Origin of the sequence: Alloalcanivorax sp. C16-2, from assembly GCF_046507615.1 — a bacterium.
GTDB classification, from domain to species: domain Bacteria; phylum Pseudomonadota; class Gammaproteobacteria; order Pseudomonadales; family Alcanivoracaceae; genus Alloalcanivorax; species Alloalcanivorax marinus_A.
In genome coordinates this window covers 61,004-74,841 of sequence record NZ_JBKFTL010000002.1, presented here as the reverse complement: position 1 = coordinate 74,841, position 13,838 = coordinate 61,004, and the positions used below count along the sequence as shown (strand labels likewise).

General features: G+C 59.1%; 9 protein-coding genes. 7 read left to right on the top strand and 2 right to left on the bottom strand.

Annotation, left to right across the window (positions count from 1 at the left end; translation table 11 throughout):
- Positions 1 to 21: 21 nt before the first annotated feature.
- Positions 22 to 1,344 (top strand): OmpP1/FadL family transporter, encoded by a 1,323-nt coding sequence (locus ACLD02_RS10570; RefSeq protein ID WP_410298674.1) that lies wholly within the window; start codon positions 22 to 24, stop codon positions 1,342 to 1,344.
- Positions 1,345 to 1,522: 178 nt separating this feature from the next.
- Entirely contained in the window at positions 1,523 to 4,780 is a 3,258-nt protein-coding gene (locus tag ACLD02_RS10565; protein WP_410298673.1) for an Ig-like domain-containing protein, read from the top strand.
- 141 nt (positions 4,781 to 4,921) lie between these two features.
- Here ACLD02_RS10565 and ACLD02_RS10560 read toward each other — a convergent pair whose 3' ends face one another.
- The gene (locus tag ACLD02_RS10560; protein ID WP_410298672.1) at positions 4,922 to 5,422 is read right to left on the bottom strand and encodes a hypothetical protein; all 501 of its coding nucleotides are present in this window, start codon (positions 5,420 to 5,422) and stop codon (positions 4,922 to 4,924) included.
- Positions 5,423 to 5,640: 218 nt separating this feature from the next.
- Here ACLD02_RS10560 and ACLD02_RS10555 point away from each other — a divergent pair, with 218 nt between their 5' ends.
- On the top strand, positions 5,641 to 5,877 hold the full coding sequence (locus ACLD02_RS10555) for a hypothetical protein (RefSeq protein WP_410298671.1): 237 nt from the start codon (positions 5,641 to 5,643) through the stop codon (positions 5,875 to 5,877).
- A 22-nt stretch (positions 5,878 to 5,899) separates the two neighbouring features.
- On the opposite strand, the gene ACLD02_RS10550 is transcribed toward ACLD02_RS10555, so the two are convergent.
- A complete protein-coding gene (locus ACLD02_RS10550) occupies positions 5,900 to 6,568 on the bottom strand; it encodes a transposase (RefSeq protein WP_410298670.1) in 669 nt (222 codons plus the stop codon).
- A gap of 798 nt (positions 6,569 to 7,366) precedes the next feature.
- On the opposite strand from ACLD02_RS10550, the gene ACLD02_RS10545 reads away from it, so the two are divergent.
- The 4 genes from ACLD02_RS10545 to ACLD02_RS10530 all read left to right on the top strand — a co-directional run bounded on the left by ACLD02_RS10545 (position 7,367) and on the right by ACLD02_RS10530 (position 12,720).
- The gene (locus ACLD02_RS10545; protein ID WP_410298669.1) at positions 7,367 to 7,852 is read left to right on the top strand and encodes a DUF192 domain-containing protein; all 486 of its coding nucleotides are present in this window, start codon (positions 7,367 to 7,369) and stop codon (positions 7,850 to 7,852) included.
- A gap of 123 nt (positions 7,853 to 7,975) precedes the next feature.
- Positions 7,976 to 8,215, top strand: coding sequence for a hypothetical protein (locus ACLD02_RS10540; RefSeq protein ID WP_410298668.1), 240 nt, complete (start codon positions 7,976 to 7,978; stop codon positions 8,213 to 8,215).
- A gap of 140 nt (positions 8,216 to 8,355) precedes the next feature.
- Positions 8,356 to 8,592, top strand: coding sequence for a DUF4351 domain-containing protein (locus ACLD02_RS10535; RefSeq protein ID WP_410298667.1), 237 nt, complete (start codon positions 8,356 to 8,358; stop codon positions 8,590 to 8,592).
- A 456-nt stretch (positions 8,593 to 9,048) separates the two neighbouring features.
- Entirely contained in the window at positions 9,049 to 12,720 is a 3,672-nt protein-coding gene (locus ACLD02_RS10530) for an Ig-like domain-containing protein (RefSeq protein WP_410298666.1), read from the top strand.
- The last annotated feature ends 1,118 nt before the right edge of the window (positions 12,721 to 13,838 follow it).

The following is a 13,838-nucleotide window of genomic DNA, read 5'->3' as shown; positions in this document are numbered from 1 at the left end:
AGGGTTAAGAGGTCCGCTTCTATGAGCCGCAATTCGACACCAACCAACCTCCTGTCCGCGGGCATCATGCTCGCGCTGAGCTCCACTGCCGCGGCCGGCATGAGCAACGCGCCGTCCACCTATGGCATGTTCCCCTCGGATGTGGCATCGGCTCAGGCTTTCTCCATGTTCAGTGACAAGGCCAACGCGGTGTTCTACAACCCGGCCGCCCTGGCCCAGGACACCCGCGGCCAGCTCACCGGCGCCATCCTGCATGGCGAACCGGACGTCGGCTACACCGACGCCACCGGCCCGGGGCCGCGCAGCAAACGCCTGAACAACGAGCCATCCCAGCAACTGATCCTCGGCCTCAAGGCCGACGCCAGCGATCTGCTGACCACCGGTCATCCGATCTATCTGGCGCTGATGCTCGGCAGCGAGAAATACGGCCGCGAGATGCTCGCCTTTGAATCGCAGACTTCCCGCGACGGCCAGTACCTGACCTACGGCCGCAACCCGCTGTTCCTCAACGTGGGCGCCGCCACGCCGATCTGGCGCGGCATCGACTTCGGGGCCTCGATCAACATCACCCTGCAGAACGACGCCGACCTGGACACCCAGCTGGAACTCAGCGGTGAAACCCGCCACGAGAGCCTGGACGTGTCCGCCAAGACCAGCTACCGGCCCATCGTCGGCGTCAGCATGAACTGGGGTGAGACCTTCTGTCCGGACAACGCTTGCTGGCTGAACAACCTGGACACGGCGCTCGCCTTCCGCGGCTACTCCAAGACCACCACCTCCATCGCCGCCACGCCCGACGTGCCCGGGCTGATCGACGCGCTGCCGATCCGCGTGGTCGACGTGATCGAAGGCTACCAGCCGGACATCTACAGCGTCGGTATCCGCTATGACTTCGGCCGCACCCGGGTCGCCCTCACCGGCGAGTACCAGGTATGGTCCGATCTTTCCGAGGAGTTCGCCGGGGATACCGTCAAGGACCAGGGCAACCTGCAGTTCCAGGACACCTTCGTACCGCGCGTGGGCCTGGAGTTCGACTTCACTCCCAGCTTCATGTTCACCACCGGCGTGGCTTGGGAGGAATCGCCCCTCGAGGACCAGACCTCCCAGGACGTGAACTACCTGGACGCCGACAAGCTGGTGGTGGGCATGGGCCTCTCCGCCACCTTCAAGAACCCGCCGCTGCTGGCCTGGCCGCTCACCGTGGACCTCGCCTACCAATACCAGAAGCTGGATGAGCGCCGGTTCGACATCAACACCACGCAAAGCGGCGATCCGATTCCGGATTCCGTCAAAACCGAAGGGGAGGTCAACGTCTTTTCAGGCTCCGTGACACTGAAATTCTAGGACGGAATTTCACCAGCTCCATCACTCGAAATCGTAAACAGAGGGCATTATGACAATTCGAATCCTCAACTCGGCCGCGGTGGCCTTATCCACCGCGGTACTCCTTTCTGCGTGTGGAGGAAGCGGAGATTCCGCCGGTGGCCGTGCCGCCGACCCTGCCACGCAATCCCAGGGCCTGGTGTACGCCTATCCCGGCGACGGCCAGAGCGAAGTGTCCACCGCGGCACCGGTGATCCTGCGTTTTTCCGCGAGTGTCGGTGTCGCCGACGCCGCCGCGGCCATCCGCCTGTATGAAGGTGATGCCGACGGTCGCGAAATGACTCCCAACTTCGAGGAAGTGCAGGGTGAGAGCGGTAACGTGATGATCGTCCCCGAGGACGATGATCCGTTCAAACCCAACCAGCAATACACCCTGGTCATTGACGGGCTCACGCTCGCCAACGGCGGCGCGGTGGCGGACCGCACGCTGCGGTTCAGCACCCGGGCCCTGCACCAGGGGCCCAAGGAGCTGGTGGTGACCGATATGGATAACTTCGAGGTTATCCGCGCCTTCCCCAACTTCGACAACCTGAGCGTGCCGGCGGCCCAGCAGGGCTTCGCCGCCATGGATTTCTCCAGCTTCCGTCTGCAGATGTCGCAACCCGTGGATCGCGACACCGCCGTCTATGGCGAGAGCGTCACCCTGACCCACGGCGCCGACGATGAGCAAGTGCCCGCCACCCTGCTGGTCGACGGCCGCTACCTGACCATCGATCCGGAGCCGGAATACCTGGACCCGACCCAGACCTACACCCTGACCCTGGGCGCCGATCTGGCGAGTATCTATGGGGTCAACTTCGACGAGCAGCGCTTGCGCTTCAAACCCCAGGACACCTCGCCCCGTGGCGAGCCCACCCGACTGGTGCAACGGCTGACCGTGGGCGGACAATCCCGGCTTACCGGCCGTGACGTCAACCAGGTGCCGGTGAACGGCACTCTGCTCGGCGAGGACGCCAACATCACCCAGGCCCGCGCCGAGTCGGTGGTGGCGGAGCTGGCGGACGCCACCCGGTTCGCTGAAATCACGCCCATCCGTCTGCCGAAAGGCACGGTGCTCAGAGGCGATGAAATCAGCCCCATCATGATCGGTGGCGAAGTCGCCGCTGGCTTCGGGTCCGGCGATGTCACCATGACCCTGCTCTCCGACGCCACCGGCTACATGATGGAAAACCGCTATTCGGTCGGCGATGAGAGCGCATCCCGAATGATCCAACTGATGATGGACGTGGGCATCGCGACGGAGGAAGCGCGGGCCAACGGTGCCTTCACCCAGGATCTGCTGCACATCGAATTGGTTGGCCTGGCCGACATTGATACCGACGCCGGCGTGCTGAACGTGGACGCCGTGAGCGTGGTCGAGCCGGATATTCTCGGCCAGGAATTCGGCTACGGCCTGCTGAGCTTCCAACTGCAGTCCTATGAGGATCAGGGCAGCGCGCCCACCGCCCAGGCGGACACCGTCGGACCCACGCTGCAAAGCTGGATGCCAGGCGACAAGACGAATCTGCAGAAGCCGGGTGATCCCATCGTGCTCAATTTCGACGAGCCGCTGGCGCCGCGTTCCGTGACCGGCAAGGTCACGTTGTACAAGACGGACAATAGCGGTGTCGCGGAACAGCCCATTGACGTGATGGTGGATGGCGCCTCCGTGGTGGTGCGCCCCCGTGAGCCACTGCGTCTGAGTGAGGAACTGAACCCGATCCAATATCGTATCCAGGTAGCGTCGGGGGTGACGGACCTCGCGGGTAATGCCCTGGCCGTACCGCTGGACGAGACCTTTGAGCTGGCCACCCGTGTCGAGGAAATTATCGGCGGGACGGACAACTTTGGAGAGCCGGTGGAAATGGTCGAGTGGTCTCCGGTGATCACCAGCCTGTACCCGGGTTACCCCTGTGTGCTGGACGAGAGCACCCGGGACATCGCCAACGGCCTGGCGGGGCGGTGCCTCGGTGGCTTCACCGGTATCACCGCCGAACAGTACCCCGACCTGACCCTGATGCCCGCGGATATCCAGCCCGCCGACGATGTGCTGCCGATCAGCCAGTTGCCCGCCAACCGGCCGGTGATCGTGCGTTTCTCCAAGGATATCGACCCGAGCAGCGTGGTATATGGGAGCAGCTTCGTGGTGGAGGAACTCGATGACAGCGGCAACGTGGTCGGTGAAGTTCAGGGGGATATTACCCTGGGCGCGCGTGACATCACCTTCTGGCCGGCGTCACCGTGGCAGGAGGGTGGCTACTATCAATATACCCTCGGCTCCAACGGCGACTGGAGTTCCAGTGACGCTCAGTGCGGGGATGAGGCGATCTGCGGCGTGGACGGGCTGCCGCTGCAAACCCGTCAATTGGCGCAGGTAGAGATCAAGCGGGCCCTTTCTCCGATGACGCGTGCTACCTATGTAACGGCGACTACCGTGACGGAGGCCGATGGTGGCGGGGAAGACCTCACCCAGATCTTCCAGGGGGCCAGCGAGACGCACAACGTGCTTCAGTCCCTGGTGAACTTGCCGACCGCGGACGTGAATTCCAACTTCGAGCATGAAATGAACCACACCGTCGAGGAAACCGGGCCCAATGCCACGGGGTTCACGCCCTTTGAGTACGCCGTGCAGGAGCCGGTACCCGGTGACGAACCGGACCCCTACACCGATCCCGCGATTGACCCGGACGGCGTGCGCCCGCTGCCGAACAGCGCGAAGATACTGGTGAGGACCCCGGGAGGTCTGCCCAACGGCCAGGCTCAACCGCCATTTTTCACACTGAATAGTGGCACGGTCGGATGCGGTTTCAATTATCCGGCCCCGGCGGATCAAACCCCGGACAGCGTCGCCGACCCATTGGTGTGCCCCAAGGAAAAATTCACCTATCTGACCGCCGCCCTGAACGCGGAAGTCACGGATGAATTCGTGGAGGGCCAGGGGCTCAAGGTTCTGATCTGGCCGGGTCGTATCCTGACCACCAGCTTCCGGGTGTATCAGAACCTCAACACCACCATGGTTCCCGTACCCTCCGGCCTGCAGATCATGAGGATGCGTTATCAGGAAGATGGTAACGGCCAGCGTAACCAACCCATTGAAGCCTGGATCAAGGATGGCGCGGACGGTCCGGTTCTGAGCGCCGAGAATGTGGATCTCTATCTGGATGCGCCCTTCCTCGAACGCAACCTGTTCGGTTTGACGGTTTACCACAATATCTACAGCTACCCGGTTACCATGTCGCTGTCCGGGGATGTGAAGTTCCTCGACGACGGCCGCATGGTTGTTGAGCAATTCAACACCGAGGATGTACCGGTCGATGTGAAGTTCTTCGCCAACGTGGGGTTCCAGGCTGGTTTCCTGGATCTCTTGATCCCTCAGCGTGGTAGCTTCATCAGCTACGTATCAAGCCCGATCAAGTAATCCGGGCAAATAACCAGGGGCGGGCCTTCCTATGAAGGCCCGCCCTTTTTTTTGAAGACAACGTAGGAAAATGGACCCATAAAAGAAGGCCGGGGCTGAATAGCCCCGGCCTTGGTTCGGGTGAAGCTGTTTACCCGATGATTACGGGTAGATGTTGATGTCGGTGCCCTGTACTTCCAGGTCGCCGGTTACGGAGCAGATGCCGAAGCTGGCGTTGTTCAGAGCGAAGAAGGACGGATCGGCATCGGTCGGCGTACCGTTGGAGAAGCCGGCGGTGATGTTGCCGCTACAGGTAACCAGGCCACCGTAGATTTCAACTTCAACACCGTTGAGAGGCAGGGTGTAGTTGCTGGGGTCCGCGGTACCGGTCCAGGGGAAGCCCTGCAGCTCGATGTTGCCACACACGGCGGAAGCGCCGGAAACGCTGCCGGTGGTGACGCTGACGTTACCAGAAGAATCCACGTCGCCGGTCAGGCTCAGGTTACAGGTGGCGGTCACGAAGCTCGCGGACAGCGTGGTCTGACCCTCGAAGGTGTAGGTCCCCGGATATTGCACGTCGATCGCGTGAGCGTTCACGGCACCCATCAGAGCCACGGCACCGGCGGCACCAATCATTGCTTTTTTCATCATCTTGATAGACATGAGAGTGTCCTCTTTTTTTCCGTTTGTAAGGATGGTTGCCACGGCGTTTCTTTACTTCTTCCATGCTCGCCGTGACGTCGGCCCGTGAGTTGTTGTTATTGCCCCCCGAGCCGACAACTTCAAAGTTAGTGGAGGTGGAGTGAGAGGAAAATAGAAAACGCCGAAAAGGGGACGCTCGTTTCCACCGAAAATAAAAAAACAATGAATATCAGGAACTTGTGAACAAACATCCAGGTACAGGTGTAAACAAATTGAGTGGGATTCGTTTCGCTAAAAAAGGGATTTTTGTGAACCTGGGCACCATTGCCGCATCGCTCACCAGTGATAAAAGCGGTAAAGGAAGAGAAAAATATCGACTTTTAAAGTGTCTGGTTGATCCGGGCGTTACCGTTGGTAACGCCGGTCATCGTGTGGAGGAGAGGGGAGGGGCAACGCGGGAAACCAGAGGATCATAAGGTCAGAGAGAAAAACGGATGTTCACCTATTGGTCAATGATTGAGCCGTTTTGAATTCCCGGTAAGCGTCCTGTACGAAGCGCGGCGAGCCGGTCAGCAGGTTACGGTGTATCGCCTGATGAATGGCATCCAGATCGTCCGTGTCCAGGGCTTCCTTGATGTAGGCGCGGTAGGCGCGGGCGCGCTCTTCGATGGTGTCGCCCAGGCGAAGGTATTCCTGCGGGTCGTCGAGCCAGTAACGGTCGCTCTTGCCCAGGCGCATACGGTAGCTGCTGTGCCGGTAATGGAAGGCGGAGCTGGCCAGTTGTTCCATGGCCGGCAGGCGCTCGATATAGCACATGGTGGCGAGCAACCACTGGCCGGGCTCCACCGGGCTGGCACGGAAACCTTCCTCCCAGGGCGAACTGATCCGTCGCAGGCTTCGCTGGCGCAGGGTGGCACGGCAGGAAAGCGCCTTCACAAAGGAGGAGATGTGCCTGGCTTTCTGCCTGGGCCGTACCAGTAGATGAATCCGGTCCGGTAGAATGGTCCAGGCCATCAGATCCAGGTCGTAGCGTTGTTTCAGTTGCCGGATCTGGCTGTAACAGTGCCGGTAGTCGGCTTCGTTGAGAAAGACACGCTCGCCTTGACGGCTTTTGCGCATCAAATGGTGGGGATAGTCCTCGAGCAGCAAGCGCTCCGTGCTGGACATGATGACTCTCCTTCATCACGAAATTTTATCCGTGAGGTCACGAAAGCGAGATATCGCCAACTGCGCGTGATCGCCTCTTATTGTTCTATCGTGGCGGGCCGCCGCCGGCCCCGGTACGGGTACCGGCTAGCCGGGCGTGTCCGTCCGGCCGCCGCGCCGTGGCGGGGTGCCGGCGAGGTACAGCAGGGCAGCCCGGCGCCAAGGTGGCCGTGGCGTTTTGAAGGGAGTGCCGCCCGGAAGCCGGGAAGCGGAGAGGGTATTCGATCTGGGGATGGCCATGAGACCTCCTGACGTTCCGGGTCTGGCTTAACCGGGGGCAAAAAGGGGAGGCGGGGTGCGCTCCGTGCGACCCCGCCGCGGGGCTTTACCTAGCCACGGTTACCGGGAACGTTTCTCTTTTTTTCGAGTGACATGAGATTTCCTTATTCCTTTTGTATACGCCCGGCGGGTTTTTCTTCCATGCCCGTGGGCGCATGCCGCTTTTTTCTGGCGACCGATAAACCCTAGTCGAAAAGCGGAGCACCGGGAATCCAATTTTTTGAAAAGCTGGTTTGCAAATAAAGAAAACAAGGGGGTTTTGGGACTGGAATGCCTAGCAAATTCAATAAGTTACACGTCCCCTTTGCCGGGATGCCCGATGATGAACGGTATAAAATATCTGATAAACGGCATCCCGCTGTAGAGGCGGAGACAAAACCTTGTATCCTGTGCAGTTGTGCTGCCGTCCAGGCCGTGGTTAGCCTTTACTAACCGGCTCTCTGCGAATAAAACATTTATCGGCGTCCGGAAATGACAGCAATGGAAATCCAAAAGGCGGTATCAAAGACTCTCGCGGCGGGCCTGGTATTTTGTTGCGCACCGCTGTTCGCCGCCCCGGCGGCCACGGAAACCCTGTGCGTGGCACATATTAAACAACCTCTGCGGGTGGAAGTGGCGGCGACGCCGCAGGCTCGCCAACGGGGCTTGATGCAGCGCGAGTCCCTGGCCTCGGACAGGGGCATGCTGTTCCGCTTCGATCCTCCGGCCCGGGCGGAGCAGGGCTTTTATATGTACCGCACCCTGATCCCGCTCGACATCGCCTTCCTGGACGAGAGTGGGCGTATTCTGGCGCTGCGCACCATGACGCCCTGCGAGAGCCGGGACCCCCGCCGTTGCCGGGTTTATCGCCCGGGCACCGACTACGCCGCGGCACTCGAAGTCAACGCCGGGTTCTTCCGCCACCACCAGATCGCCGTGGGCGACCACATCCGGCCATCGGAACGGGGCCGCTGCACTCCGGAGTAAGACTTCCCTCCGGCACCCCTTACAAATTCAATGTCCAATCGCTGACAGCCTTTTCCTCGATTCCCCACAGTCATCGGCGCCTCCCTGGTGTCACCCTGCAGTTTCAACACAAGGAGGTGACAGGTGGCGCAAGACGATTACGACTCACCCTGGAAGGAAGCCATTGAGGAGATGCTGCCGGATTTCATGGCCTTCTATTTCCCCGATGCCTGGCAATCCATCGATTGGACGAAATCCCACCGTTTTCTCGATCAGGAGCTGCGCAAGATCGTGCCGGAGTCCAACACGGGCCAGCGCGTCGTGGACAAACTGGTGGAGGTGGCGCTGGTTGGGGGCGGCGCTACCGTGCCAAGTACCGCCTGATCCGGCTGCTCTATGGCCACGGTTGGGAAAAACACCGTATTATTCAACTATTACGCATCATCGATTGGCTCATGGCGTTGCCTCCACACCTGGAACAAAGCCTGCGGCATCGCCTCACCGTCATCGAAGGAGAAGGGCACATGCAATACGTGACAAGCTTTGAGCGTCTCGCCAAGGAAGAGGGCATGCAACAAGGCATGCAGCAAGGCATGCAACAAGGCCAGAGTAAACTGCTGCTGCTCCAGCTCACTCACCGCTTTGGCCCCCTGCCGGATGAAGTGCGCCAACGGGTGGAGCAGGCCACGGTCGAGGAAATCGATACCTGGGCGGGCCGGATTCTCGATGCCGGGTCGTTGGAGCAAGTGTTCGAGGGCTGAGGAGGGCGGCTCCGGCGCTCTTGTTTCTATCGGTAACAAATGTAGATATAGGTTGCTTGGCGGTTATTCCGTCCCCTTTTACTGTTTTGTTCATTTGCCTTGACGGTTTTTTGATGAATACACAAAACGACCGTTATGAAGGGTGCTAACCCATTCAATAAGAAAGACTTTTTATTATCTCCGTCCCCTTTTAAAGGTTGTCCCTGAAAACCCAATTTAACGTCTCTCCTGCCTATACACCCCTCCTGCCCGCTGGCTATTCTCGAACAGTGAATGTGAACGTGTTTCCACTATGGGCGAAACGCCATGGGGGTGCATCGAACAACAACAACAACGCCAATCAAGGAATCGCTCGCCAGCAACCAGGGCGGGTGATGGCTATTTCCAGTCCGAAAAGCCGATATAAAAAAGACGTTGATAACAATGAGGTTAAGTATGAAACGTCGAGGAGCGACCATGATAAGAAAGATAATGCCAGTGGCCCTGGCCTTGCCCACGGCCGTCATGCTGGCCGCCTGCGGGGGGGGATCCAGCAGTCCTTCCGGTAGCGCCGGCGAAGCCGCGCAAAACGCATTGACCTATTCCTACCCGATTCAGGACCAGCATGAAGTGCCCACCCCCACGCCGGTGGTGCTGCGCTTCTCCCAGAGCATCGAGGGCCAGGGGCTTGAAAACGACGTGGTGCTGCGCCAGGGCGGCCAGGCCGTGGACACCGACAGCCGCCTGACCGCCGATGGCCGGTCGCTCATCCTCACCCCCACCGGCAAGCTGGATTACCACGCCGACTATGTGGTCGAGTTCCCCGACGACACCGACATCACCGGTGTGCAGGACATCCGCTTCAGCACCCGCGCCGCGGAAGAAGGCATCAAGGCCAACGTCATCACCGCCGACACCATGGACGTGACGCGCGCCATGCCCAGCGGCGGCGAGCAGGACCCGATGATGGATTTCTCCACCATCCGCCTGCAGTTCACCCAGCCGCTGGAAGAGAAGACCCTGGTCTACGGCCAGGGCGGTGACAGCACCGTGCGCCTGCTTGACCGCAACGGCGACCTGGTGCCGGCCTGGATGGTGGTGGACGGCCCTTACCTCACCATCGATCCCAAGGAAGACCTCACCGCCGGGCAGTCCTACCGCCTCGCGTTCGAGGACGGCGCCATCGAGAGCATCTACGGCGAAAGCTTCGCGTTCCCCAACGGCAACCGCTTCCGCTTCAACCCGGCCAGCTCCCTGGCAGAAGGCACGAGCCCGGATCAGCGGCCGTTGCCGCTGGTGCAGCGCATCACCACCCCGGGTGATCAGGGCGCCGGCAACGGCCTGTCGCCGCTCACCGGCGAGGAAATCAACAAGATCCCGGTGAACGCCGTGCTCCTCGGCGATGCCGAGACCACCAACATGGCCGCCACCCAGCAGGAAGGCGACCTGCTCGGCGACCTGGCGTTCCTGCCGGACTGGCCCACCGTCTCCCCGCTGCGCATCCGCCGGGGCACCCTGCTCACCGGCAGCAGCATCGACGTGAAAATCGGCGGTGAAGTGGAAGCCGGGTTCGACAGCGGCGAAGTGCGCGTGCACTTCCTCTCCGACGCCAACGGCTACCTGATCCCCAACATCTACGATCCGGAAGGCCCGCGCATGGTGCGCCTGTTCATGGACGTGGCCATGAGCACCGAGGACGCTATCGCCAACGGCGGCGTTACCCAGAACATCACCCACCTGGAACTGGTGGGCACGGTGAGCACCGACACCGATGCCGGCGTCATCGACATCAACGCCGTGGGCGTGGTGGAACCGATGATCCTCGGCCTGGAACGCGGCTACGGCACCTTGAGCTTCCAGCTGCAGACCTACCGCGACCAGACCGAGCAACTGGTGGCGGACGTTCGCCAGGAACAGACCGACACCACGCCGCCAATGATGCAGAGCTGGAGCATGGGCAACGACAGCATCACCGGCGACGAGAAGGCGGTGCTCGCCAAGCCCGGCGACCCCATCATCATGAACTTCGACGAGCCCATCGAACCGGGCAGCGTGAAAGGCAAGGTGCACGTCTTCGACGCCGCCGACCAGGAAATGGACATTGACTACTACGTCGATGGCACCGCCCTGGTGATCCAACTTCAGGAAACCAGCGAGGAAACCGCCGCGGGCACCAAGGTAAGCCAGCCCGGCTTCCAGCTGAGCCCGGCGGAGAACCCGAACGTCTACCGCGTGGAAGTGGATGGCGCCACCGACCTGGCCGGCAACATGGCCGTGGGTATGCCGATGATCGAGCAGTTCGAGCTGGCGACCATCGTGCCGGATTATGATCTGACCAGCCCTGAGGTGTCTCCAACCTATCCGTCCTCGCCTTTCTGGAATGAGCGCCGCACAACGAGACAAGCACCGGTGATTCTGGCTGCTTATCCCGGTTTTCCTTGCGCCTTGCTGGAGGACTTTATCGAGGCAGGTGGTTTTACTGGGCTGTCTGAGCCTGCCTCGGGGGGGAACGACATCGGGCAGACCTCCTACCGAGACCTTGCCAACGGCGTCGCGGGTATGTGCGCTGGTGGCGCGCAAGCCATCACTGATGGCACTGAGCGAGAAAATCGTCCCGCGGATGACGCGATCCCCGTGATGGATATGCCCGCTAACCGCCCAATCATCATTGCTTTCGGCATGAAGATCGACCCCGATACTGTAGTGCTGGGTCAAACCTTCAAAGTGGAGAGGATCAACGAGAGCGAACAAGTGCTGGAAGAGGTGGCCGGTACGGTGGAAATGGCCGATATGACATTAAAGTTCTGGCCGGCGGAGCCGTGGCAAGAAGACGAGCTGTATCAGTACACACTGAAGTCATCCGGCTGGGCAATCTGTTCAGAGGGAAACGGCAGCATGAAGCGTATCGTCGCGAACGATGCCACGGAAATTGAGCCATGCAGCACTGGCGCGAATTCGGAGATAACCGCGGACAACCGAGACTTCCAATGCGGCGTGGACGCAGTATGCGATAGTGAAGGCTTGCCCGTGCGCACCCTGCCCGTGGGAGTAGCCTTTGCAAGAAAAAGGTTTCCGGGTGGTTCATTCCACAAATACAATGAGAATCCCACCGCGTCTATAACGGCGGGCGGCCCGAATATGACGCAATTTTTTCGGGGCGATGCGCCAAGCGCACATGTCTTGCAAGTACTGCGAACACAGCCTGTAGCAGATACCAACCGGAACTTCGTCAGTGACCGCACTAATATCGGTGCTGCAGCTGATAGTATAAGCGACGTGATCGACTTCTGGACTATAACGGGCGAGCCGGATCCCGTAAGAGCTGCAGGAGCAGGGGAATTTGATTTCGATATTGAGGAGTATGGCCCCGAAGGTCCGCTTGTGGCGGGAGATCTCGGGTTCGGTTTATATCCCGATTATGATCCGAACGGATTAAAGCCTGCGAAGAACAGTGCAAAAATTCTTTCACGCTTCGATTCCCGAGGGCCTGCGGAAAGCTTAAGCGGAGCAAACGTGGGATGCAGTTATGATTCTGATTTCAAGATGGATCCAGTCACTATATTTCCGGTCACCAGTGAAGTTCGGGAACCCTTTGAGTGTCCCGAAAACAAGTTCAGCTATCTGATGTCCGCTGCAATCGCGGAGGTGACCGATGAGGTTGATGAGAATGGCCGTGTGAAAATCAAGTTGTGGCCCTCGCTTGTTATGGGGACAGCGCTTGACCTCTATATCAACACCAATGCTCTTGGTGCTTTGTATTACGCTGCGGGTACTCTAACAGGTCCGCAGATCCTGCGAATGCGTTTCTCTGGAAATAATAGAGATGAGCCGATTGTCGGCTGGATTTCGGAACAAGATCAGGGTGCGGTATTGAGCATGGATATGGAACTTTACCTTGATGCGCCGAACTCTTTGCAGTGGGACCCGCTCAGTAACCCGGGGGACCTTAAGTCTTACCAATTAAATATGAACCTGGAGGGCGAGGTAAGCTTTCTCGATGACGGGCGCATGCAGGTTGAGCAGCGTAATACGAACTTGATCAATATTGATATCGGTCTATCTTCTTCTGGAGAAGAAGCAGGATACCTCGACCTATTTATTCCTGAATATGGCTCCCGGATTAATATGATTTCGGAGCCTATAAAATAGGAATAATAGTAGAAAGCAAGGCGCTACTTGTAAGGGGCTCCGTAAGGAGCCCCTTTTTATTATCCTGGCCATTTCTGAATAGAGTTGACACGTTTCAGCCCCGATTGTGGTAGATTTGATGAATCAAAGAGTTAAGCGCGCGGAGCGAGATTACGTAAGCTTTTCCCATCACATAGTTGCCTAAAAAATGGAAATTCCGCCCCTTTCGTAGCTGATCGGCCATGTTACGCATCTGCGTGCGAGCGGGTACCGTTGAATATAGGTACTTCCGTTGATTTCGGTTTTGATACAAGGCGCCAGTCCGCCGTCGGCCGGGGTTCCAGTCCTTCGCCGTAATGCTTCGCCGTAATGAGTGACCAGGTCGTCAAGCTGAGAAGTGTTAGGGGTCGGGTTGTTATTTCCATGGTTGCCGTCTCCATAGTGATTCGTTCAAAAAAGCCCCGGTGAGGCCGGGGCAGGATGGGGAAGTGTTCGGCGCCAAGCGGATTGTGCCCACCTGGCGCCGAACTTATATCGCTATTGCTTGTTACTGGACGTCCAGTGAGGCGGCGTTTTTTATCGTCAGCGCACCGTTAAGGTAGCAGTTCGCGTTATCATCACAATTGTAGAAATCGGATGCGAAAGCAAAGTTGGCGCCAACACCTGGAGAAAAAATAACACCTTGAAGGTGTTCGTCTTCGACGAGAGGAACGCCCAGGGCGCTAATGCCTATGGTGCCTACATTTGCGGTATAGCTAGAGGCGTTCCCGTCATACGGGATCAAGCTATCGCAGTCATCCTCTAACGGGCAGTGCGGGGTAATTCCCGGGTCTTTGGTATACCAAGGGAAACCGCTGAAACGATGAAGACCGCAAAAATGGCCCCATTGATTTGGAATCCGACGCGTCAGTTGCCACTATTGTCCTGGAATTTCTTTATCTTACCGCTCCAGGCTAAGGTGCAGTTCACACTCCAGTCGCAATTGAAGGGCACACCGTCGCCTTCAAAAACGAAGTCACCACCGCCCTCCGCGGCAGGCCGGCCATGCCATGCATCCGCGTGCCCCCCCCAGTACCGTTGAAATGATAGGTATTGCCGTTGATTTCGGTTTCGATACAAGGGGCCGAGCCACCGCCAGG

Coding starts and splice junctions, on each gene's coding strand:
- ACLD02_RS10570 (WP_410298674.1), top strand. CDS start 22: ATGAGCCGCAATTCGACACCAACCAACCTCCTGTCCGCGGGCATCATG.
- ACLD02_RS10545 (WP_410298669.1), top strand. CDS start 7,367: ATGGAAATCCAAAAGGCGGTATCAAAGACTCTCGCGGCGGGCCTGGTA.
- ACLD02_RS10535 (WP_410298667.1), top strand. CDS start 8,356: ATGCAATACGTGACAAGCTTTGAGCGTCTCGCCAAGGAAGAGGGCATG.
- ACLD02_RS10550 (WP_410298670.1), bottom strand. CDS start 6,568: ATGTCCAGCACGGAGCGCTTGCTGCTCGAGGACTATCCCCACCATTTG.
- ACLD02_RS10560 (WP_410298672.1), bottom strand. CDS start 5,422: ATGTCTATCAAGATGATGAAAAAAGCAATGATTGGTGCCGCCGGTGCC.
- ACLD02_RS10530 (WP_410298666.1), top strand. CDS start 9,049: ATGATAAGAAAGATAATGCCAGTGGCCCTGGCCTTGCCCACGGCCGTC.